Genomic DNA, 24,644 nt, shown 5'->3' on the forward strand with positions numbered 1-24,644 from the left:
TTATATTCTTTGTTTGTTTTAGTTTCCTAAGTTATATACTAAATTGATTCCGGCATTTACTGATTGTCTAGGAAAAGTGGTAGATATCGCATAGTTAAATGTTTGGTGATTATAATAAAATGACGCCGTTAAATTTTGATTTAAATTATAATCTGCTAAAAACTTTATACCAAAGAGTCTCTCTCCTCCTGTTACCTGATTGTTCACCTCATCAACGCTTCTTATAATTGTTAAATTATCTCTAAATGAAATATCAGCTCTAAAATTGATATCTCCTTTCAAGGTTTCTTTCTTTCCTGTAAATCGGGTTACAAATTTAACATCTCTAATCTTATATCCAAATCCAAATACATATTCTGTTCCATTAATATCCGTAATCGTATTGTTATTAAAGTTTAATGTTAAACTTCTATCTCTTCTAATTTCCCCTTTAAAAGACAATGAGTTTTTCATTCTAAAGTCTACTTTTATTAAAGGTGAAAATTCATCAATCAAAGTTGCTGACGAAATTAATAGTTCTGGTTGATAATTACCAGAAGTATTTGTTTCTGTTATGTTCTGAGAATTGTACTGTAGGTTATTGGTGTAATTACCAATTGTATATGATGATTTATAGCCATGCGACACGGTGAAAGAAGAGAAACTTTTCTTAAACCATTTATATTTCATAAAACCGTTATAGCGCAAAGTCCAGTTAGGTATAGGGATATCTCTAAAAATCCCAGTATTTATTGAATTGGGGCTGTTTCCTGAATATGCTGCTATAAAAGCAGGTAACATAACCTGCTGTCCATTCTCTTTAAATCCAGTTATCGGCTGTTGGGTGCTTTGCAACCTGCTAGCTATGGTTCTTCTGTAATCTAAAAAGTTTTGATAAAGCGTTTCTTCATTTGCAAACATCGTACCCATCATAAAGTGACTTACACTATAATTTCCTGTTTCAAAGGCTTTTATACTAGTATTCTGTTCAAAGCCGCCAATTCCATCTGCTACAACATCTAGCTGTTGGGTGATATTGCTTGTTCGAATTCTATTCCCTCTAAGATCGATGGTCAAACTTTTTAAAGGTTTAACAGAAATAGTATAGTCTAGCTTATTATTACTGGTTTTGCCATAATTCTTGTTGTAATAGCTATCATCAGGGTTATTAGGGTCTCGTGTTACTAACCAACCATTCGAAATAGCATTCGTTAAAATATCTGTTTGACTACCAAAAACAAAACCAAATGTTGGAGCCAATCCTCCTCCATAGTTGTTTCTTCCCAGAAAACCGACTGAAGGTCTATATCCTTGCAATAAAGTTCCATTATTTTGGCTATAGCTTATTTTTGCTCTTTTCACTGATGTTAAAACATCATACAAGCCTTTTAATGCCTTTTGCCCTAGGCTTGCATTCTTTTTAAGCTTAAGTTTCTTGGCACCTTGCTCACTTGCTAATTTCAATGATCCTTTCTTTACTGGTGCTTTTTTTCCTTTTTTAACAAGTAATTTATCTAATTTTAAGGTTTTATAGAGCCTACCAAAATCGATAGATGTGTTTAAATTATGAGTATTGGCATTCTGAATCATATTACCAACCTTATCTTTAATATCGCCAATTACTTCGCCTGCATCGTTATATAAAGGACTTTGAGAAGTTCCTTGCCAATCAAAATCTGCCGTATACCCATAGTCAGCGGTTATAAAGCTTAAATATGGTAATTTATTAATTGGAACTTTATAGGTAGTATTTAGTTTTTGATGATAGCTATTTGGCCTTCCTAAGTCAAAAAATTTGTCATAAATTTCTAGGTTTTCATCTTGCCCAAAGCTGTCGTAAATAAAACTATTGGTTGCATTAAAATTTAACTGCAACGACTTCGACAAATCAAAACCAACGGTATAATCCCAATTAAATGCAAAATTTCGCTGTTTTAACTCTGGTTGAGGAGATAATCCCTCTATAAGGTTTCTTGATTGTTGAGAGCTATAATTCCTATTAATTCTTGAGTTTACAGCAATCGTTTTGGGTACTGGGTTTAGGTTAAAATCTTTAATAAACCTCAAATATTTATTGTTAACTACTTTCAATTTCTTAAATGGCTCAATTACAAACGGTTTAAAATTAAAATTGTAATTCGCTCCAGCCATTAAGTTTTGATTTACATATTTTTCTATGTTATAGTCTTTGTGATATTCTTCGTTAAATGAATATGAAACTGAAAAGTTTTCGACATCATAGAACTTTTGCTTTTTCGTACTTTTCGGATTCCTATTCTTTTTAACATTTATAAAGCTAATGCTTTTTCTTCTTGTATAATCTTGTGAGTTTTTACTATTTGGGTTTTTATCAATTGCATCTTCCAATTTAATATCTTGAAATTGCGGGTCATATTTAGGATCTCTAAATTCTTCCCCATAACTATAGCTCATCGGCACCTGCATGTTCCATTTTTTTGGCATCAAAATTTTATCTAATTGGACTGTGGTGGCTATATTATAGTTTTTTACTTCCTCAATACTTCTTTGTTGCACTCTATCTTCTACATTTCCAAATCCGACTGTAGACATTCTACCCCCTATAGAAATATTTGCTACATCTGCTAAATTAGCATCCGCATTTACAACGGCAGCCCATCCTCCTTTATTATCAAAACCAACTACTCGTAATTCATTAAACCAAATCTCGATAGTTTTTGGTGATGCAGATTCGTTTTTAATCCCCAACATTACGGTTCTAATTTGAGCCAATGTCGGATTTCCTCGCACAGATATTTTTAATCCATTTGAACTAACACCTGAAAAAACATTTGAGGCACTTCCTGTTCTTTCTAACTTTAAATTTGCCAGTTCCTCTAGAAGTATATCCAAATTGTTTTCAACAGGCCAAACTTTATCTGCTATAGGGGTTCCTGAATTACTAGAATAAATTAAAGGTTTTTCAATTTCATAATAATTTTCACTCAAGTCTGTTCCTAAACGAATGAGAGCAACAGTTTCAGTATTTTGTCCTTGTTGCGCTATTCTATTTGGATCTTCAGCATGCAAAAACATACGTAAATTTTTATATCTACGCATGTCAATACTAATATTTTTATATATTGTTCTTGTTGAATCTGCAGGCAGGTCTGTTACTTTCAATGTTACCGATTGCTCGTTTTGTCGCTGAACTCGATTCGTTCCTTGTAGTCGTTCCCTTTCTATTCCTGGAGGCAATTGGTATCTATCACTGTTCTGTTCAATATTAACAACCCCTATTTCAAAATTATTCAACTCAGTGTCTGGCACATTTTGCGTGTATCTTCTCCAGTCACTTCGCACCAGCTCTAACTCTCCAAATCGAAGTACAACTGGTACTTTAAATTGTGTCATGAACATTCGAACAAAGCGTATACTATTAAAATCTGTAATGCCATTAATTGGTGTACCCCCTTTCACTGGAATTCTAAACTGATACCATTTTGTGGTACGAACCTGTCCATTTGATAAGGTTACGGAACTATTTTTAACATCAACAATATGATTAAACCCTACCCCTTTATCCAGTTCTGTTTTACTTAAAGGTACTTCATATTCAAAGTAACTATTTACAGGATTCATAGTTTGATCCTTGTTAATGTCTTCTGTGTCCGGATAGGTTGTTGATGAAGTTGGGTACGATTCGTTCGATTGCCCCGGTGTTGGTGAATTTCCTTGTGTGTTGTTAAAGTTCTTGTATCGTGTCAAAATTGATGCATTACCGGCATCCAATTCACTTCCTCTAAAAAACTGAAAATTATCCCCTGAAGGATCAGATAGTGCCCTGTATTCAGCAGGATACGACGACACACTATTAAAATCACTTTTCTCTTCAGCATCATTTAATCCGTCCAACCCAACATCTTGATTTACTCTTGCTCCTTCATCCGTAGCAAAAGCATATAATATTGATGGGTTCATAGGAGTAAAACCCCATACTGATTCTCTTACATTACTCCCATTCGTTTTAATTCCATCTTCTGGCAATCCGTTTTCATATTGCTTGCTACCATCACGTAAAATATCTTCCGAAATATTTCCTAAATTAATAAATAGCTTACCATGATTAGAAGGATCTTTAGGGTTTAAACCATTCGTTAAGCCCTCTCCTTCAGATATCGAGTAATTTTCATAAGGATCCATTAACCAGAACTGGATATATTCTACATTGGCCTGCTCAAAGTTATTGGTGGTTAGTGAACGCATAATTCCTCCCCAGTTTTCTTCAGGTTTTTTAAGCGTTACTTTATCATTGTCTGGGTTAATATCAACTTCATCTGCATTTATGTTAAAATTATATGGCCCTCTCTCCGATGGGTAAAACGCTAAATCTAATGTTCTAACTAAATTCTGCTGCGTGATATCTAAGTCTATATCAAACAACTCTTCATATTTTATTTGACGGACCTCATCTCTAGATAGTTCATTCTCATTTATATTGCTTGGTCTATTTGTACTTCCATAAAAAAGTTGGTCTACGTTATACCACGCAATTTTGGCTCTTTTATTATTATACACCAAGTTATTCACCTCTTTTCCTTCCGTCTCCAATCCTTGCGATTCCGGTGTACTTGCCAAAAACCACTGTTGTGGAGCATTTAAGTTAATCGGGATCTGTGACGCCTCAAAATCATCTAAGTATGACGTTGCCGTTCCATTTACATCAATCCCACTTGGTGAACCTGGCATCAAATAGGCCATGTCTGCCCTTACCGAAACGTTCGACGCTACATCTGTCTCTACAAATGGTAGTTTATTTACTAATCGTGTCAAATAAGGAACTTCAGATGAGTAATCTAAATTTAACCCAATCATGGTATTATCAATAGGTTCTCCTCCAAAATTAACTTTTGGTGTTATCGGTTTTTCACTAACATTTAAAAAAGTTCCTCCTAAGGTGAAGTTTTCAGAGAAGCGATGCTCCACATCTACCCCTATAAATGTTTTTCTTTGTTGGTTAAAAAATGTATTGTTTTCAACGGTTGCGTTAATCGGAATCCCAGAAGCTTCTAAGCCTGGATCTAAAATCTGCACTTTACCAATTTGGTAGTCAACTACATAATCAATCCCCTCTACCAATTGCCTTCCCCCTGCGGTTACCTGAACTGAACCTCTTGGAATGTTAAATGCTCCGAGCGAAATCCCTCTACTAGACTCTGACTTATAATACCCCTTTAAAAAGAACTTATCTTTATTTTGGTATTCGTTTTTTGCCTGAATTTTAGTGGTTAAGTATAATTCTTCAAACAAATATTTATCTTTATCTGCTCCAACTAATTTCGTGTCTAAATACGAATTTTCACCGAAAGGTTCTGGATCTGGAAAGATCACATAGCCTTTTTCTGAATTTACTGTTGCTCCTTCAATAAAATCAAAAAACCCATCTCCACCAGGTACCTGATACTGACTCTGATCAAGCCTATCAATATGAAAAACCTGCATTAATGGTGTGTTCTCTATATTCGAAAGGTCTGCATTTTGTAAGGTATTTTGTAGCGTCCCTGTTTCATCATCACGATATAATAACTCAAATCGAAATCCTGCTTGTTGAAGTGTATACGAACTAATGGCATATACATTCTTCATCATTAATCGCCAAGTTGGAAACGCTTTTGTGTTATCTGTTGGTCTTGTCGTTGTTAATATTTCACTTCTTAGTAATTTGACAACTAAATTGGCTGGCGCAATAACACCATCGTTTGAAAACTCACCTACTTTAAACACTGTTTTATCACTAATAGCTCCATTTTCAGTTGCTCCTACCACCGTGTATTCATAGGCTACGGCTAATACTTCTCCGTCATTCAATCTTCTATTTAATGATATAAACCCTAACTGTGGATGTAACCTATAATCATTGGGTTGTAATTTTCGAGCATTCTGTAAATACGAATAATCTGTTCCTTGTGTTGTTCCTGTAATACTTGCATTAGTAAATGCATTAGTTATGGTTGAAACATCCCTAATTTCACCATTTTCAGTTAATAACTGCCCTAATTTATTAACCTCGTTATAGGGTAAATTAGTTCCTGTCACCTGAACCGGTATAACACTTGGGTCAATTACGGTGTTATTCACTAAATTATCTGATGTCGCATTAGAGTTAGATTCTCCTAAATCGGCAATTGCAACGATACTTCTAAAATCAGCTACATTCTGCGTTCTATTCGTAATCCAAACTTCAACTCTTGTGATATTAATAGGGCTGTTTATTAAAGGGTATTGTTTCAGTGCTGATTTATAATTCTCTCTAAAATATTGTGACAAGAAAAAATGACGGTCATTGTCATAATCTGTTGCTCTTAACTCAAAATCCTCAATGGTAGCACCACCTTCTGCAACGACTGTTTTTGACTGAGAATTTTGTTGTGAAAATGCCGCTACTACTCGAGTTTTCCCGAACTGTAAGTCCGCTTTTACTCCAAAAAGAGCTTGTGCTCCGTTTATTAATGAGTTCTTAATTGGCATACTAATATTACCCGCATCAATTCCTTGTATGATATCATCTTCTGTTGGGCTATATTCTAATTTTATTAAATTCTGAAAATCAAATGTTGATTGGGTATCATAATTCGCAGTAACTTTTAAACGTTTACCTACTTTTGCCTGTAAACTAGCACTTATTTGTTGATCAAAATCGAATGTAAAACTGCTTTGGTTATCAATAGAAATTTGTGGGTTTTCATTATTTTGATAGACACCGCCCAGCTTGATATTCACCTGACCTCTTGGAGTTACCTCAACGGTGTTGCCTCCAAAAAGAGATTCAAAAAACTTGGAGTTTACATAGTATTTAGGTAATAGGTTTTTTCTGGCTTTTTTGTTTCCTTTTTTTCTTGAATTAGTCGCATCTACCTTTTCTTTAAAATAGTCTTTCATATCATTTTTTAAACGATACTTCTCATATTCATTCGGTGTCATAAATATTGGAGTACCAATATAATAATCACCGATTTTTTCAACTAAGACAAACTTATTTAAGGCTTTGTCATACGTTACTTGAAATTTTGAAGGATTGTTTAAAAATAGCTTTCCTCTCTGATTGTACTTAAAGTTATATTTAAGCGGTACAACTGTATCATTTTTTACAACCTGTTCATTAGTATTGGAAACACTTTGCGAAAACGAAACAACACTTACTAATAAAGTAAGTGCTGTAAATAATTTATTGATAAACGTCTTTTTCAACCCTGTTATAAGTTTTTTAACGCCAGTTTAATAAGCTGTTCTACGGTAGCTTCTGGCGTTTCTTTTATTATACTATTCATTACTTTATCGGCTTGCTTACGTGCAAATCCTAATACCTCTAAAGCAGATAACGCTTCTTCTTTATTAGTATTGTTTTGCAGTACAGAAACTTCATCTAAATCGAACGTTTTTAAAATTTTATCTTTTAAATCAACGATTACCCTCTGGGCTGTTTTTGCGCCAATTCCTTTTACCGATTGAATTAGTTTGACGTTTTCAGAAGCTATAGCTTGTTGAATTTCTTCGGAAGTCATCGATGAAAGCATGGTTCTTGCTGTACTTGGCCCTACACCAGAAACCGAAACTAATAATCTAAAGACTTCTCTTTCAGTTTTACTAATAAAACCATATAAAGTATGTGCATCTTCTCTTATAGATAGATGCGTATATAAAACAATGTTCTCATCCGCTGGTAACGATGAAAATGTATTCAAAGAGATATGCAATAAATATCCAACGCCATTACAATCTACCACAGCGTATGTTGGATTTTTCTCAACTAGCCTTCCCCTTAATTGTGTAATCATCTATTCTTTTTTTCGATTGTCTAAAGTAGAAAAATTATTTGTTTTTAAAAATTCTCTTTTCCAAGGATTTAGACTTGTTTTATTAATGCTTTATTCTGCGCATCTATTACAGCTACTGCCGCCATATTAACCATTTCGTCTACACTTGCGCCCAACTGTAAAATATGTACTGGTTTACTCATTCCAAGTAATATTGGCCCTACTGATTCGACATCGTCTACTTGTTTCATTAATTTATACGTAATATTCGCCGCATCAAGATTAGGAAATATTAGTACATTTACTTTCTTTCCATTTAACTTAGAAAAAGGAAACTCTTTGGCTAATAATTCCGGATTTAAGGCGAAATCTGCCTGCAACTCACCATCAACCACCACATTCGGGAAGTTTCTATGAATATAGGCAACTGCTTCTCTTATTTTTACAGAGCTTTCAGATTTGGCAGATCCAAAATTTGAAAAGCCAAGCATTGCTACATTGGGTTTCATCCCAAACATTTTCGCTAGTACTGATGTTAACTGTGTAATTTTTGCTAAATCTTTAGCAGTTGGGTTAATATTAATGGTGGTATCTGCTAAAAACATAGGGCCTTGTTTTGTAAGCATTAAGTTGGTAGCGGCAACCCTAGTAACTCCTTTATCTTTTTCAATGAGCTCTAACATAGGCTTAACTACTGAGGCATATGGTCTTGAATAACCCGTTATCAAGGCATCTGCCTCTCCGCTATTCACCATCATTGCCGCGAAATAATTACGTTCACGCATTAATTTTCTCGCTTCAAAAAATGTCACTCCTTTTCGTTGGCGTGTTTTCCAAAATATTTCAGCATACCTATCTCTTCTCTCTTTTTCTTCATCGGTTTTGGGGTCAATAATTAGCACCTCTCCCAAAAAGCCTAACTCTTCTTTTAATTCTAAAATAACATCTTTTCTACCCAGTAAAATCGGAGTACCCATTTTCTCTTCATAAACTCTTTGTGCTGCCTTTAATACATCTAAATGATCCGCTTCTGCAAATACAATTGTTTTCGGGTTCTTCTTAGCACGATTATGTAACAATCGTATTTCTTTACTCCCTGTTCCAGACCTATCCATCAATTCTTCTCTATACTTCTCCCAATCTTCAATAGGCTCTTTTGCCACACCTGAACTCATTGCTGCTTGTGCAATTGCTGGAGGGATTTCGTAAATTAATCTTGGGTCAAAAGGCTTGGGTATAATATAATCTTTCCCAAACGAAAGACTTATTTCATCATATACGATATTCACCTGTTCCGGTACTGATTTTTTAGCCAAATCTGCTAATGCATGCACCGCTGCCATCTTCATTTCCTCATTGATTTTTGTTGCTCGAACATCTAAAGCACCTCTAAAAATAAATGGAAACCCTAAAACATTATTTACCTGGTTAGGATGATCAGATCTTCCTGTTGCCATAATAATATCATCTCTTGTTGCCACTGCAATGTCGTATGAAATTTCTGGTTCAGGGTTCGCCATAGCAAAAACAATAGGATTTTTCGCCATAGACAATAACATTTCTGGAGTTACCACATTTCCTTTAGACAAACCAATAAAAACATCCGAATTATGCATTGCTTCTTCCAACGTATGTACGTCTTTATCGGTAGCAAATTCCTTCTTTTGTGATGTTAAGTGTTCTCTGTTTTTTCGTATCACTCCTTTACTATCACACATAACCACATTTTCTCTCTTCACTCCAAGAGCTAAGTACAAACGGGTACATGAAATTGCCGCAGCTCCAGCTCCATTAACAACAATCTTCACCTCTGAAATACTCTTTCCGTTAATTTCTAAAGCGTTTTTCAAAGCTGCCGCAGAAATAATAGCCGTTCCGTGCTGATCATCGTGCATTACGGGAATATCTAATTCTTCTTTTAATCTTCTCTCTATCTCAAATGCCTCAGGAGCCTTAATATCTTCTAAATTAATCCCTCCAAAAGTTGGAGAAATTGCCTTTACTGTTTCCACAAATTTATCTACATCTGTAACGTCAACCTCAATATCAAAAACATCTATATCTGCAAATATTTTAAAAAGCAATCCTTTACCTTCCATAACTGGCTTTGAGGCTTCTGGACCAATATCACCCAATCCTAAAACTGCCGTACCATTCGAAATAACCGCTACCAAATTGCTCTTTGCAGTGTATTTGTATACATTGTTTTTATCTTTCGCAATCTCCAAACAAGGTTCAGCAACACCCGGTGAATACGCTAAGGATAAATCGTGTTGTGTTGCATACTTTTTCGTTGGAACAACAGATATCTTTCCTGGTCTTGGTTTCGCATGATATAATAAAGCTTCTCGTCTTTTTCTAGATTCGCTCATAATGGTGTTATTTATATGAACTTACAAATATACATTTTGTTATGAAGTAAAATAATTTACACCTGATAAAAGTAATATTTAACATCCTTTGATTGATACATTTTAATTCCATGTTACTATCTGAAATTTTGAATCTATGAAAACACCTATCAAAAGGCACTAATATCGAAAAAACAATACAGGTTTTGAACAGGTCTAAAAGAACAGCAAGATGATTTTGTTTACTCGTATAAACAAACTTATACATTTTACGTATCCTGTAAAAAAGAAATATTTCGTTGCAGTCCAGAAAATTTAGTTCTTTTAACGGCCGATTTTTTAAATACTTTACTAAATGTTTCTTGCGTTAATTCTAACCAATCTTTTTTAGTCATTTCTAGTAAATTCTCCTTCGGAGAAAACAATGGTTCTGAATGTGGTTTTGAAAAACGATTCCAAGGGCATACATCTTGACATATATCACAACCAAACATCCAATTTTGTGTTTTATCTTTAAAGTCAGAAGGTATTGAGTCTCTTAACTCAATAGTTAAATAAGAGATACATTTACTTCCATCAACGGTATTATTGGGTAAAATAGCTTCTGTAGGACACGCATCAATACAACGTGTGCATTTACCGCAATGATCTGTAGTAAAAGGATGATCATATGCCAATTCTAAATCAATAATGAGTTCCGCCAAAAAAAAGAAAGAGCCTTGTTGTTTTTGAATTAGTAACGAGTGTTTACCGTTCCAACCCAACCCCGATTTTTCTGCCCAAGCACGTTCTAATACAGGCGCAGAATCCACAAAACAACGCCCTGACACTTCTCCTATTTCATCTTTTATGGATGTTAATAATTCTTTTAATTTATCCTTAATTACATGGTGATAATCCTGCCCATAAGCATATTTGGAAAGTTTGTAACTGTCTCCTTTCTGAGTTTCTTCTGGGAAATAATTATACGATAGTGATATTACTGATTTGGCTCCTTCAACCAACAATCGTGGATCTAATCGTTTATCAAAATGATTTTCCATATAGCGCATCTCTCCATGAAAACCATTTCTCAACCACTTTTCTAAACGCGGTGCTTCTTCCTCTAGAAATTCGGCTTTCGCAATACCACAGGCTAAAAACCCCAATCTTTTAGCTTGAGATTTTATAAAATCAGAATATTGCTCTTTTGTTTTCACTGATACGGCTCATTTTAAACCACAAAATTACCAAAACTTTTATTTTTATACTTTTCTTAGCCTTATGTTAACAAATAAATACGGAACTTTGTTCGTTAGCATCTGTAAATTAAATATTTTCACTATGAAAAAAGTTTCTAAAATAGCCATTGGTATTGTACTTACGGTTTTTGTTTTGTTGGTAAGTATCCCTCTATTGTTTCAAGACAAAATTGTCGGTCTCATAAAAGAAACCATCAATAACAATATTAATGCACAGGTTGATTTTTCTGATGGTAGCTTAAGCTTACTAAGAAATTTCCCAAGTGCTTCTGTCAAACTTTCCAATGTTTCTGTAATTAACAATGCACCTTTTAAAGGAGACACTTTGTTATATGCAAAGGACGTTGTTTTAAAATTAAAACTTACTGATCTTTTTAAAAATACTTCTGAGCAATTGTATATAAAGTCATTTACTATTGACAATGCCTTAGTAAATGTTCTTGTAAATGAGAAGGGTAATGCTAATTACGATATTACCATGCCTGCTAACACTGAAACATCCACCGAGCCTTCAGAACAAGAATCAACTTCTTCAAATTTCGCTTTGTCTATTGAAGAATACGGGATCACTAATTCAAGGATAAATTATCACGACAAAAAAGGAAAAACAACACTATCCCTTAGTGACTTTAATCATACTGGAAGTGGAGACTTTTCGCAGTCTAATTCGGAATTAAACACAAAAACGAGTACAACGATTTCTTTTGGAATGAATGGTGTTTCTTATGTCAATAATCAAAAAATCACCCTCGCTGCGGTTCTTGGTATGGATTTAGTGAATAACCGATTTTCTTTTTTGAAAAATGAGGCAACATTAAATAATTTACCCCTTGTTTTTAATGGATACATTCAAATCAATGATACCAACCAAGAGGTTGCCATAGATTTTAAAACTCCTTCTTCAGATTTCAAAAATTTTCTTGGGTTAATTCCTGAAATATACACTAAAAATATCGCAGGTATTGAAACAGCTGGGAACTTTGGTGTAGAGGGAAAAATACAGGGTGTTATTGATGATTTAAACATACCGAAACTAGACATTACAATGAATGCTACCAACGCTTCATTTAAATACCCTGACTTACCCAAAAGCGTACGTAATATTGCAATTAACGCGCAACTTAAAAACACTACCGGAAGAGTTGAAAACACTTTTGTAACGATTCATAATCTATCTTTTAAAATTGATGAGGATGTTTTTTCTGGAAAAGGATCTGCCTACCATTTAACAACAAATCCTAAGGTGAATGCTACTATAAAAGGAACATTAAATTTAGCTAATATCAACAAAGCTTATCCTGTCGAATTAGACAATGAATTAACCGGTGTTGTAAAAGCAAACCTACATACACAATTCGACCTAAACGCCATAAAGAAGAATATTGTTGAGCGCATTAAAAATGATGGAACTATTGAAGTAAATGATTTCGTTTTTTCTTCACAAGACATGGTAAATCCAATTGAAATTAAAACTACTAAAATAGATTTTGATCCGAGGGTCATTTCTTTACGTAAGTTTGAAGCTAAAACGGGTAAAAGTGATTTGAGTGCCAATGGTAGTATTCATAATCTTTTGGGCTTTTTACTGTCTAACAAAAAACTACAAGGTACTTTTAATGTAAAGTCAACTGATTTTTATGTGAGTGATTTTATGCAGAAAAGTACTGAAAATAAAGATACGCCATCCGACGAAAATACGCCTTCTGAAGAACCATCTTCTGAAGAGTCTTTGAAAATTCCGGCTTTCTTAGATTGCAAAGTTCTCGCCGATGCGAAAACGGTTCATTACGACAATTTAACTCTTAAAAATGTACAAGGTACGTTATGGTTAAAAGATGAAAAAGCAACACTTCAGAACATGAATGCCTCTGTTTTTAACGGGCAAATAACATTAAACGGTGAAGTAAGTACGCAAAAAACAGAGCCTACTTTCGCCATGAAACTAGGTATTAATTCTTTTGATATTTCTCAATCTTTTAATAGCATGGATTTATTGCAAGCTCTGAGCCCTATTGCAGGGGCCATGGATGGTAAATTAAACTCAGATATCAACTTGTCAGGAAGTTTAAACAATGACTTCACCCCTAATTTAAGCACTATTACAGGAAAAGCGTTGGCAGAACTTTTAACAACTAAAATTAATCCTGAAAAGACAAAGGCCTTGAGTTTGTTGGATAGCCAATTGTCTTTTATTGATTTAACAAAGCTAGATTTATCGGATCTAAAAACGAAATTTTCATTTAATTCAGGAAAGGTAAAGGTGGCTCCATTTAAGTTGAACTATAAAGATATCGCTATTAATATTGGGGGAAGTCATGGTTTTGATCAAAGTATGAACTACGATGTTACCTTTGATGTTCCTGCAAAATACTTAGGAAGTGAGGTTTCTGGATTATTATCTAAGTTAAGTGCCAAAGATCAGAATATAACGGTACCTGTAACCGCTACCATTTCAGGGAACATGACATCTCCAAAAGTTCAAACAGATTTATCATCTTCCGTTTCAACGCTAAGTCAAAAATTGATCCAACAACAAAAAAACAACCTTGTGAACAATACCCTTGGTAATTTATTGGGCGGATCAAAAAAGGACTCCACTAAAACCTCAGCAAACGATACTCAAAAAACAGTTAAAAAGGTAACCGATGCACTAGGTGGTTTATTTGGCAAGAAAAAGAAAAAAGAAGCGAAGACAGAAAAGAAAAAATAACCATAAGCAACCTTTTAGAAAAAGCAGATGTCTTTAATTTTAAGCTTTTTTTGTAACAAACTTAACATTATTCAGTCATACTACTGATATAATGAACTTTAGATTTGTTACACTAATGCTAAACTGAAACCATGAGAAAAATTATTACACTTATTTGTTTATTGTTTTCAATGTTAAGTTTTTCGCAAATAAAAGGAACGGTTACCAATAAAAACGGAGAACCATTGCCTTTTGTAAGCGTCTATTTAGAAAATAGTATTGCAGGAGCAACCACAAACAACAATGGCAACTACATAATAGATATTTCAAAATCAAGAAATTACATTCTAATATTTCAGTTTTTAGGTTACAAAACGGTGAAACAGCCTGTTCTTGTTACTACATTTCCGCATACCCTCAACATCACTCTTGAAGAAGAGCAGGTTTCATTGGATGAAGTGCAAATTAATTCAAAAGAAAACCCCGCAAATCAAATTATAAGAAATGCGATCGCCAGTAAAGATAAAAACACAGATAAACTCGCAACATATACAGCCGATTTTTACTCTCGCGGGTTATTTAAAATTAAAAATGCTCCAAAAAAATTTCTCGGTCAAAATGTCGGTGACTTCGGTGGGGGTTTAGATTCTACTCGCAGTGGTATTGTATATCTTTCTGAAACTATTTCAAAAATAGCCTATCAAAAAAAGCCTAAAAAATTTAAAGAATATATTATTGCTTCAAAAGTATCGGGTCAAGACAACGGAATTAGCTTTAATCAAGCAGACGAAGTAAATTTTAACTTTTATGAAAACACCTTCAATCTTGCTGAAGCTCAAATGATATCTCCTATTGCTGATGTCGCTTTTGGATATTATAATTATAAACTAAGAGGAACTTTTTATGATACGAATGGTAAATTAGTGAACAAAATTGAGCTACTTCCTAAAAGAAAAAATGACCGCGTTTTTAGTGGCTTTATTTATATTGTTGAGGACGACTGGGCTATTTATGGAGTCAATATTAGCGTTTCAGGTGCACAAGTTGGTGTACCAATGATTAAAGAGTTGCACATTAAGCAGAACTACAATTATGTTTTAAAAACAAAGGCATGGGCATTGATTACCCAAACGATAGATTTTAAAGCAGGGATGTTAGGGATTAATTTTAACGGTCGTTTTTCAGCAGCTTACTCAAACTATAATTTTTCACCTGACTTTACTGGTACATTCTTTACCAATGAAGTGCTATCGTTCGCAAAAAATGCCACTAAAAAAGATCCCGTCTATTGGAATTCTATTCGTCCTGTTGACCTGACAACAGAGGAAATTGCTGATTATAAACTCAAAGACAGTATCAAAGCAATCAGGAAATCAAAAAAATATTTGGACTCCATTGATTCGAAAAGAAACAAATTTAATCTTCTGAACGTAATTACTGGGTATAGCTATGACAATTCGTATCAAAAATGGTCCGTTTCTATTTCCTCTCCCATCAGTCATTTGAGTTTTAATACTGTGCAAGGTTGGAACTCGACTTTAGCTATTGGTTTTGGTAAGAAATTAAACGATAATGGTAAAAGAATAAATACTGGTGTATCTGTAAACTATGGTCTTGCTGATAAAAAAACAAGACCTACTGCTTACTTCTCCTATAAGTGGAATAACACTACTTATCCTGTTTTAAAACTCTCTGGTGGTTTAACAACATCGCAGTTTAATGCTAAAAATCCGATTTCGCCATTTTTGAATACCATCAGTTCTGTTTTATTTGAGAGGAATTATATGAAAATCTATGAAAAGACTTTTATCAATGCCTCTTATTCACAAGAAGTAATTAATGGATTGCATCTTTATTCAAGCATTGAGTTCGCGGATAGAAAACCTTTGTTTAACAACACTAATTATGTGATGTTTCCTCAAACAGATGTGGACTATACTTCTAACAACCCCCAATATCCAAATGATTTTAGCAGCTCTTTTACACCGCATAATATGTGGACGCTGAGTCTTGGTGCTTCTATACAATTTGGTCAAAAATACTGGTCGTACCCCAACAGTAAAATAAACATTGGCAATAAAAAATACCCCTCACTTTACGTGGAGTATACGAAGAATTTTGGCTCTGGTAGAAATGAATGGAATTCAGATGTACTGTCATCACAGTTATACCACGATATTTCATTTGGTAATTGGGGAACCTTTACATACAAAGCTAAAGGCGGTTTGTTTTTAGAAAAGAAGAAAGACATCCCGTTTATGGATTATGCTCATTTTAACGGAAATCGTTTATCCGTTCCCAGAAGCAACTACCTAAACGAATTTTTAGCATTACCCTACTACTCCCTAAGCTCTAACGATAAATATGGTGAGCTACATGCTCAGCAACACTTTAAAGGAGCGCTTCTAAGCAAAATACCTTTGTTAAATCGATTAAATTTTCAATTGGTCGCTGGTGCTAAAGGATTGTTTACTGGTGGTAACAAGCCCTATTCAGAATTCTCTTTAGGGCTGGATAATATTGGTTTTGGTAAATGGCGCATTTTACGTCTGGATTTTGTGCAATCTAATTTTAATGGTCAAAAAGAAAATCGAGTTCTTTTTGGGCTGAAATTATAGAGCTATCTATGGCTTCAAATGAAATTTTTTGTACTGGTGAACGCCTATACTCTCTGCATAGAGATTCCTTGGTCGTATCTCATCGGAATGATAGTTATTTCTATATTTATTGGGGTAAAAAACATCTTATACTAGTACGCTTTATAACTTAAATAAAGAATCGACTACAATTTATACCCAATACTCAATAAAACAACTCTGGGCATAATATATGTTTTAGTATCAGAAATTAGATACTCTGAAAAACTATTGCTTTGTTTAAATGTTTCGTTTAACATATTTTGAGCTGTAACTTTAAAGTTCCACGGACTATCTTCTTTTTGATAAAATAAAGATACATTGGCAATAGAATAGCTGTTTTGTTGTCCTAATGTTTTATTTTCATAATCGTAATGGCTGTAGTCTCCTTTAAAAACAAATCCTTTTAAAAAACTGTGCTCTATATCCACAAAAGGTTCATTTGTTATAAATATTGAGTTAGCATTACTTGAAATATAGTTACCTATTGATCTTTTATATCCAAACTCAATTGTTGGGAAATTATCAAATAAAGTCTCAGCACTTAACCTATAAGAATAATTGGTGTTCATATTATTTGTAAAAGAGCTATTCACCTGTTGAAGAAAAGTTGATTTTCTGTAATCTCCTTGTATTTTATAACGCATCTCATTGATTTTCTTTCTAATGCTACCTCGTATACTCCAATTTTCATCAGGATTATTAAAAAGATCGATACTCACAAAACGATTGACACCATCGAAATCAACTGTATTTCTATAGCCTCTAATTTTCTTGGTGTAATTAGCACTGGCATATAACATTATTCCTCGATACAGGCTAAATCGACTATAATATATTCTGGCAGAATGAAACAATTCGTTTTCTAAATTTTCATTTCCTTTAAATACAGAATTATATGACTGCAAGTAAAACCTATTCGCGAATTTAGAAACATCCGAGAAATTCGTTTTCAAATTGTAATTAAGCTTTAATCTCTTTGATTTATTAAACTCAATCTTCATCAAAAAATCGGGCAATATTACCCATTTATACCTGTTTATAAATGAATTCTCTTGATGTACTTTCCAATTATAATTGTGCAGAAAAGCACCCTGTTTAAACGTGAAAATACCCGTTCTGAATTTATAGTGAACTCCAGCGAAAAAATCATTAAACTTCAAAACCGTTTTATTATTAAACCCTCCATTCGTAAAATCATTCTTACTTGAATCATCAAGTATTTGCGAATCTTCGCTTACAAACTTATCTTGCTGGTGTGTATTTCCTATAGTGGTATAAAAATGATTGCTATTGTTTAACACCCAAAAGTCTTTAAATACCGTGTATAAATAATGTTGCTTTTGTTCTTTTAATTGTTGTAATCGTAACTCATTTTGGTTTACGTCTATTGGGTTTACAATAGTCTGTATCGTTTGAGCAAAAGACTGAGAAGCATTCCAAAGGGTTGTAGGATTATTGCTATCAAAAATATAAGTAGCTACCGCCGAAAAAGTATGTTTTTTTGATTGTTTTTTGTGCCATTCAATCGTTTGATTTACATTCCAAGCGCCAACCGACCTATCCGTAAAAATAGAATTTACCTGACTCTCAATTGATGATAGAATACTATTAGTACCATAGTGTGTACTTCGCTTCAACTGGCTTCTTATGTAGAATTGCTCCTTAAGCGAAGGTGCATATTCTAGATTAAACTTAGCAATACCTAAAACATCTTTAGTGCTCATATTGGTTTCTTTATCTTCTGAAAATGCCGTATATTCATTTAACGTTTCCTGAAAACTTTGTATGTTATTATGAGAAAAAATGGCGTAGCCAGAAACATCTAGCTTTTCAGAAGCAACTTTTGTGATATTAAGGGCACCAAAACGCTGATAGCTTCTTAAAACATCTGTGTTCTCTAAAAACTGAGAAAAATCACCACCTTTCCAGTTAAAATTACCGCTAAAAACGGCATTAACACCACCTTGAAAACTTAAATAATCTTTGAATGTAAAGGTTTTCTCTCCAATATTGTTCAAATTTCCAATGAAATTAACATTAGTTTTAGGAGAATAATAAAATAGATTAGCATTGCTTTTGTAATAGGAATCATTTCCCGCTCCTGCTTCAATATCGCCAAAAACAAAACGTTTTTTATCTTCTTTCAATTGAATATTCATAGCCATTTCATCAGAGTCCGATAGGTTTTTTAGAAATGCTACTTCATTATAGTTATCAATTACCTCCACCTTATCTACGGCATCTGCAGGGATATTCTCCACACCTAACTTGGTACCTCCACCAAAAAAAATTTTCCCATCTACTAATAATTTGGTTACCTTTTTTCCTTGTACGGTAACACCTCCGTTTTTATCAACTTCAAAACCTGGTAATTTTTTTAATACGTTTTTTAACTTACGCTCTGTTCCATTGATAAATTTATCGGTATTGTAAATGGTCGTATCTTGCTTTACCGTTACTGGTTGTTCGATTACAACTTCCTCTAACTCATTTTTTGCTTCTTTAAGTATAAAGTTTTTTACACTACTATTAGTTGTTAAAAACCTGTAAGTCAACTTCTCAAACCCTAGGTGAGTTATACTAATAATATACTCTTTATTTTCTACTAATTTAAGTTTATACTTCCCTTCTTCATTTGTAATAGTAAAAACTAAATCTTTAACAGTTTCTTTTTGTTTAGCAATTATATTAGCATAAGACAACTTATTTCCAATGCTATCTCTTACAAAGCCTTGTAATATTTTTTTTTGAGCCGTAACCTCAATTAAGGTAAACAAAGTAAAGAATACAAAACAGCATTTTTTAAACATTTTTTATCTTCTTCTATTTTTATATGTCTCCCCTATTAATTTTAAAAAATCTGTGAAACTAATTTCTTTCGCCTTTTTTATTTTAGGAAATTTTAAACTCTTCTCACTTTTAATTTCTTTAGCCCTAAAATATGTAACACCATTAAAAGAACCTTCTAATACCAAACCAGGAAGCCCATCCATTCCTTTTGGCCCATAAGGATATGGTATATCATACGTAAACCAAGCAAAGGGTTTAAATTTTAAAGTAATATCACGCCCGTAATCATATTCAGACCAATTGGTTATCGCTTTATAACACTTATACCCTTTTATTAGTTTAGTTTCTTTCGTTATTTCCCAATCATATTGCTGATAAGGATATATTATCTTAAATAGCTCCCCTTGATAGTTTCTTATTTTAAATTTAGCTTTAATGTCTTTATAAAAAATAACATCAGGTGTAACACCATGGGATGCCATATTATAAAAAAACTCTTTACCTTCTGGAATCATAATTCGTTTTTGCCTAAAAACCCCCTTTTCGTCATTAAAAAGGAGTTCAAATTCAAGTTCTTTTTGAACACTTCCTATCTTCGTTATAAAATCATTTATTTTTTTATCGTTTGATTTTTTAATCTCATTTCTCTGATATTTATCAATTTGATAGTAAATAGTGTAGTTATCTTTTTCTTGCCCCATGATGTTTTTGAACAAAAACAACAATACTAAAACAGTTAGTTTTTTCATAAAATTTTAAAATTATTTCTATTATAATAAGTACTCCCCTAACTTATAAAAATTAGAGGAATAAAGTTAATGCATTGAACAATAGTGATAAACACCATTCCATCCATTATTGTACTCTTCAGTAGTTAAACAACCTTCTGCCTCTTCTAGGGCTTGCATTGCGGCAGAAGCAAAAGCTTCACAATCCAATACTTCTACTTCGTTTTTTGTATCGACAGCTTTAACACTAGCTGTAAAAGCTGAAATTGTTAATATTAAAATTAGTTTTTTCATGTTTATAAATTTTATATTATTATTTTATTCCATATAATTCCTACAGAAACTATGGAACATTTCCCAAGCATTATTGTACTCTTCAGAACTTAAACACCCAACCAATTCTTCATAATGTTGCGCTCCGCTTGAAGCGTAACCATCACAATCAGCTACTAAACTAACATTTGCATTAACAATGCTACTAGTAGCAAAAACCAGTGCTACTGTTATAAATACTTTTTTCATTTTATACTTTTTAAGTTTAATTAATTAGTACTCCATTATTAAAAATGGCAACCACCATAACTCAAAAAAACATTAAGTTATGTAACATATCATAAAATCAAAAAAGGAAATGTGCGCAATTTTTCAAGATCACTTCCTTTATATAGCTAGCTAACTTTATAAAAAGTTGATCAATTCTCTTACAAAGCGGTGCAAATAAAAAAAAAAAAAAAATGAAAAATGAAAAGGAAAAACACTCATTTTCTTTTACAGTAAATTCAAACAATAACTGGTATAATTTACCGATCATGCTTATTTATGCTAAACACCTATATAATAGATAAAACACAAACATGAATGTAAAAGAAATGATTGGGTAATTTTACCTAAGTATCGGCATAACTTTTAAGGGAGTAGAGTTATCTTCCATTAATTTAGCTTTTATCCGTACTTCATAGTAACTGCCCGAAATGAATTTATCAAAACGTCACTGTCACTACGAACCAAGTGAAAAGAGGCTAAGCGTTCTCTTTATCCTGAAATAAAAATATTATTGAGCATCGTCCTCCTCACCAATAATTCCAAGTCGTTTTGCTCTTTGTTCCCAGTTTCTTCTGGCAAAACTTTGCAAATCGGCAACATTATCGCTTTCATCCATTATTTCAAAACCTAACAAGGTTTCAATGACGTCTTCTTGTGTTACCAAACCACTTACTGATCCGAACTCATCAACCACCAAAGCCAAGTGCTCTCTTTGTTCAATTAGCGTTTCAAACAAATTAGGAATAGACAGGTCTCTATTCGCAACAATAATATCTCTTTTTATATTTTTTAAGGCCTTTTCTCCTTCGTTATTGATTAACGAAAGTAATAGTTGGTCTTTTAAAAAATATCCTGTAATGTTATCCGGGTTCTCAGCATACACCGGAATTCTAGAAAATCGGAGTGTTTTGTTTTTATCAAAAAATGATTGTATGCTTTGGTTTTCATCTGCTGAAATCATCACCGTTCGTGGCGTCATAATATGTTTTGCTTGTACTTCCTTAAAGCCAAGCATATTACGTATTACTTTACTTTCATTTTCCTGAAAAACACCTTCTTGCTCAGCAATATCAGTCATTGCTGTAAAATCTTCTCTACTTAAAACACTTTCACCATGCGCTCCTTTACCTCCAATTAATTTAGTAGTCAGTTGTAATAACCATAAAATACCTGTATATCGCAATGGAAAAATTAACATTTTTAATGCGGTCGAAGTAAAGTTAGCGAGTGATTTCCAATAGGTTGCTCCAATTGTTTTTGGAATAATTTCAGAAACCACTAAAATTAATATCGTCATAATTGCAGAAACAACACCCACCACATTCACGCCTAGAATTTCAAACTTATAAGGTAATTGCTCTGCTTGAACTCCAACTAAAATAGCTCCTACTGTATGGGCAATTGTATTTACCGTTAAAATGGCTATTAAAGGTTTATCTACATCTTTTTTTAAAACTTCTAAGTCTGCTGCGTACGTTTTTCCTTCCTTTTTTTTAACATTAACAAAGGTTGGTGTTACACTTAATAAAACCGCTTCTAGAATAGAACACAGGAAGGAAAAAAATATCGATACTGTTGCATAAACGAGTAATAATGTCATCTTTAAATTTTTTGGCTAAAATAACTAAAAAAGACCGTCTTTTCAGACAGTCTTTCATTCAAATAACTATAAAGCGATTTTTACTATTTTTCCAACGCTTTTTTTAACAGATCATACGCTGCGGTTGCCTTAGACATTTTAGCGTAATCTAGAGCTGTATAACCTCTATCAGATTTTGTTCCTAATTTTGCTCCTTTTTCAATTAAAAGTTTTAAAATTTCAACTTTGTTATATCGTGCTGCGTACATCACTGGTGTTAATCCCATTGATTTTCTATTGATATCTGTTCCGTTATTTATAAAAGAATTTACAACTTCAAAATTACCAGCTCTAATCATTTTACAAAACGTACTAATTTCTACATACTCTATTGATGTATTAGTGGCTTCGTATGTGTTCGATGCTTTAATTGTTGTAGTCGATAAAATAATAACTAGCGTAGCAAATAAAAGATTTTTCATAAGTATTGATTTTTTTTAAATTTATGTTTCTTATAAGACTACTCATACAGAAAAATGTTTCAGTTTATTTCTAATGTTAACAATTATTTAGCATAAACACTTAAAATTTCTATAAAAACTAAATTTTCTATTTCAATTAATTTTTAATACTTTAACATTCAATATTCTAAATATGTAACTAATGAGCAAAAAATTAACATATCTTTTATTGATTGCGCTAACTATTGTTATTGGATCAATTTGTTATTGGTATCTATGCTGTAGTTTATGCTATGCTGAAAAAAACTACGATGTTGATGAAAACATAAAAGAAAACATAAAAGAAAACATCAACAACGAAGCAGCTAGTCCTAAAATTAAGGCTCCTACTTTAATGCCTTTTAGTATTAAAGATGCTAATGGAAGTTTATCCTATGCTGTTAATGAAAATTTCAAATTCAAAACATCTAGTTTTACTTTTCACGATTCAATCCCTAGTGCTATCAATAATGGTATAAGTTTAATTAAAGAGTATTTAGACGCTAACGGAAACAAACAATTTAATATAACTGGATATTCCAGCAGTGATGAAACAAATATCTCCGCATTTCCTTCCTTAGGTTTGGCGCGTGCAAAAACGGTTAAAAGTTATATGGCATCAAAAGGTATTTCCGCTAAACGTATAAACACATACGGAGCACTCAATAATGATTTATACCCCAATGAGGATAATGTATTGCATGGTCCCCTAACTTTTGATATCGTAACAAAAACAAGTGAAGATGCATTACAAAGTAATACCCTTTTAACTGCTGCTTGTGATGCCATAAAAGAAAAGCCTTTAAAACTATATTTTAAAGTAGGGCAAGCCACCATCAACCTTACAAAAGAACAACGTGAAAAGTTTGCCAGTATCTCTACATGTATAGACAAACTTGATGCTAACGTACAAGTTACAGGGCATACTGATAATACTGGTAATCCTGAAATAAATATGACGTTAGGACAATCTCGAGCAAACTCTGTAAAAAACTATTTAGTTCAAAATGGGATTTCACCACAAAAAATAACAGCTGTTTCTAGAGGACAAAACAATCCGATTTCAAGTAATGAGAGTGCGGTAGGAAGAGCAAAAAATAGAAGAATTGAAGTAACCATAAAATAAACACCATAGAAACATGAACTTATTTGAAATAATACCTTGTTGGCTAATTCCATTAATTGTTGGCGCTTTATGTGCTGTGCTTGGCTATTTATTAGGTAGGTATATTAGAAACGGAAATGACGATTTAAAAGGCAGCATAGCTACATTGGAAGCTGATTTAGAATCATGTACCAAATCAAAAATTTCATTACAAGACAAACTAAACACTTGTAACAAAACCCGATCAAAGTTGCAAGCTGATTTGAAATCAGCAAAATCCAAGGCAACTTCAGCTTCTTCCCTTACCAGTGAAACTCCAGCTGTAATCGCTTTTGATGCAGTGGCTGCTAAAGCAGCTTTTGGGAAAAAAGTTAAACAAGACGACTTAAAAATTATAGAAGGAATCGGTCCTAAAATAGAAGGGTTATTCCACAATTTTGGGATTAAAACTTGGGAGAAATTAGCCAAAACATCCGTGAAAAAATGTCAAGAAGTGTTGGATAGCGGAGGTGACAGGTATCGAATGCATAAACCCGGAACTTGGCCGAAACAAGCAAAATTAGCGTATGAAGGTAAATGGAAAAAGTTAGCTAAGTGGCAAGATGAACTCGATGGAGGGAAATAACCCTAAAAAGGATTACCATAAAACTTTAAAAAGCCTTGGGGCCTCCAAGGCTTTTTTTATTTCGTTTAAAATGACACAATTTTAAAAAAACCGTTGATTTTAT

Annotated in this window: 14 protein-coding genes; 4 read left to right on the plus strand and 10 right to left on the minus strand. The window is 33.1% G+C overall.

What is annotated here, in order from left to right; translation table 11 throughout:
- Window positions 1-18: 18 nt before the first annotated feature.
- From sov to queG, 4 genes are all read right to left on the minus strand, one after another.
- On the minus strand, window positions 19-7,185 hold the full coding sequence (gene sov / locus AC2TDS_RS10595; protein WP_484735557.1) for a T9SS outer membrane translocon Sov/SprA: 7,167 nt from the start codon (window positions 7,183-7,185) through the stop codon (window positions 19-21).
- Between the two features lie 5 nt (window positions 7,186-7,190).
- Window positions 7,191-7,772 (minus strand): Holliday junction branch migration protein RuvA, encoded by a 582-nt coding sequence (gene ruvA, locus AC2TDS_RS10600; RefSeq protein ID WP_484735558.1) that lies wholly within the window; start codon window positions 7,770-7,772, stop codon window positions 7,191-7,193.
- 68 nt (window positions 7,773-7,840) lie between these two features.
- Window positions 7,841-10,123: an NADP-dependent malic enzyme gene (locus tag AC2TDS_RS10605; protein ID WP_484735559.1), complete on the minus strand. Its 2,283-nt coding sequence runs from the start codon at window positions 10,121-10,123 to the stop codon at window positions 7,841-7,843.
- A gap of 248 nt (window positions 10,124-10,371) precedes the next feature.
- Window positions 10,372-11,301, minus strand: coding sequence for a tRNA epoxyqueuosine(34) reductase QueG (gene queG / locus AC2TDS_RS10610; protein ID WP_484735560.1), 930 nt, complete (start codon window positions 11,299-11,301; stop codon window positions 10,372-10,374).
- A gap of 124 nt (window positions 11,302-11,425) precedes the next feature.
- On the opposite strand from queG, the gene AC2TDS_RS10615 reads away from it, so the two are divergent.
- Together AC2TDS_RS10615 and AC2TDS_RS10620 are read left to right on the plus strand one after the other, a co-directional pair.
- Window positions 11,426-14,053 carry an AsmA family protein gene (locus tag AC2TDS_RS10615; RefSeq protein WP_484735561.1) on the plus strand — a complete coding sequence of 876 codons (2,628 nt, stop codon included), beginning with the start codon at window positions 11,426-11,428 and terminating at the stop codon, window positions 14,051-14,053.
- Between the two features lie 131 nt (window positions 14,054-14,184).
- Window positions 14,185-16,650: a DUF5686 and carboxypeptidase regulatory-like domain-containing protein gene (locus AC2TDS_RS10620; protein WP_484735562.1), complete on the plus strand. Its 2,466-nt coding sequence runs from the start codon at window positions 14,185-14,187 to the stop codon at window positions 16,648-16,650.
- A 164-nt stretch (window positions 16,651-16,814) separates the two neighbouring features.
- Here AC2TDS_RS10620 and AC2TDS_RS10625 read toward each other — a convergent pair whose 3' ends face one another.
- The 6 genes from AC2TDS_RS10625 to AC2TDS_RS10650 all read right to left on the minus strand — a co-directional run bounded on the left by AC2TDS_RS10625 (window position 16,815) and on the right by AC2TDS_RS10650 (window position 22,793).
- Window positions 16,815-19,481: a carboxypeptidase-like regulatory domain-containing protein gene (locus AC2TDS_RS10625; protein ID WP_484735563.1), complete on the minus strand. Its 2,667-nt coding sequence runs from the start codon at window positions 19,479-19,481 to the stop codon at window positions 16,815-16,817.
- Between the two features lie 3 nt (window positions 19,482-19,484).
- Window positions 19,485-20,210 (minus strand): GLPGLI family protein, encoded by a 726-nt coding sequence (locus AC2TDS_RS10630; RefSeq protein ID WP_484735564.1) that lies wholly within the window; start codon window positions 20,208-20,210, stop codon window positions 19,485-19,487.
- Window positions 20,211-20,276: 66 nt separating this feature from the next.
- Window positions 20,277-20,483, minus strand: coding sequence for a hypothetical protein (locus AC2TDS_RS10635; RefSeq protein WP_484735565.1), 207 nt, complete (start codon window positions 20,481-20,483; stop codon window positions 20,277-20,279).
- A 24-nt stretch (window positions 20,484-20,507) separates the two neighbouring features.
- Window positions 20,508-20,711 carry a hypothetical protein gene (locus AC2TDS_RS10640; protein ID WP_484735566.1) on the minus strand — a complete coding sequence of 68 codons (204 nt, stop codon included), beginning with the start codon at window positions 20,709-20,711 and terminating at the stop codon, window positions 20,508-20,510.
- A gap of 529 nt (window positions 20,712-21,240) precedes the next feature.
- On the minus strand, window positions 21,241-22,332 hold the full coding sequence (locus AC2TDS_RS10645; protein WP_484735567.1) for a CNNM domain-containing protein: 1,092 nt from the start codon (window positions 22,330-22,332) through the stop codon (window positions 21,241-21,243).
- Between the two features lie 83 nt (window positions 22,333-22,415).
- The gene (locus AC2TDS_RS10650) at window positions 22,416-22,793 is read right to left on the minus strand and encodes an ankyrin repeat domain-containing protein (protein WP_484735568.1); all 378 of its coding nucleotides are present in this window, start codon (window positions 22,791-22,793) and stop codon (window positions 22,416-22,418) included.
- A 181-nt stretch (window positions 22,794-22,974) separates the two neighbouring features.
- Between AC2TDS_RS10650 and AC2TDS_RS10655 the strand changes: the two genes are divergently transcribed.
- A complete protein-coding gene (locus AC2TDS_RS10655) occupies window positions 22,975-23,937 on the plus strand; it encodes an OmpA family protein (protein ID WP_484735569.1) in 963 nt (320 codons plus the stop codon).
- 13 nt (window positions 23,938-23,950) lie between these two features.
- Complete coding sequence (locus tag AC2TDS_RS10660; protein ID WP_484735570.1) at window positions 23,951-24,541, plus strand: helix-hairpin-helix domain-containing protein; 591 nt, start codon at window positions 23,951-23,953, stop codon at window positions 24,539-24,541.
- The last annotated feature ends 103 nt before the right edge of the window (window positions 24,542-24,644 follow it).

The organism is Tenacibaculum profundicola (assembly GCF_057220795.1).

Coding starts and splice junctions, on each gene's coding strand:
- AC2TDS_RS10625 (WP_484735563.1), bottom strand. CDS start 19,481: ATGTTTAAAAAATGCTGTTTTGTATTCTTTACTTTGTTTACCTTAATT.
- AC2TDS_RS10630 (WP_484735564.1), bottom strand. CDS start 20,210: ATGAAAAAACTAACTGTTTTAGTATTGTTGTTTTTGTTCAAAAACATC.
- ruvA (WP_484735558.1), bottom strand. CDS start 7,772: ATGATTACACAATTAAGGGGAAGGCTAGTTGAGAAAAATCCAACATAC.
- AC2TDS_RS10620 (WP_484735562.1), top strand. CDS start 14,185: ATGAGAAAAATTATTACACTTATTTGTTTATTGTTTTCAATGTTAAGT.
- AC2TDS_RS10605 (WP_484735559.1), bottom strand. CDS start 10,123: ATGAGCGAATCTAGAAAAAGACGAGAAGCTTTATTATATCATGCGAAA.
- AC2TDS_RS10645 (WP_484735567.1), bottom strand. CDS start 22,332: ATGACATTATTACTCGTTTATGCAACAGTATCGATATTTTTTTCCTTC.
- AC2TDS_RS10615 (WP_484735561.1), top strand. CDS start 11,426: ATGAAAAAAGTTTCTAAAATAGCCATTGGTATTGTACTTACGGTTTTT.
- AC2TDS_RS10650 (WP_484735568.1), bottom strand. CDS start 22,793: ATGAAAAATCTTTTATTTGCTACGCTAGTTATTATTTTATCGACTACA.
- AC2TDS_RS10660 (WP_484735570.1), top strand. CDS start 23,951: ATGAACTTATTTGAAATAATACCTTGTTGGCTAATTCCATTAATTGTT.
- AC2TDS_RS10655 (WP_484735569.1), top strand. CDS start 22,975: ATGAGCAAAAAATTAACATATCTTTTATTGATTGCGCTAACTATTGTT.
- AC2TDS_RS10635 (WP_484735565.1), bottom strand. CDS start 20,483: ATGAAAAAACTAATTTTAATATTAACAATTTCAGCTTTTACAGCTAGT.
- AC2TDS_RS10640 (WP_484735566.1), bottom strand. CDS start 20,711: ATGAAAAAAGTATTTATAACAGTAGCACTGGTTTTTGCTACTAGTAGC.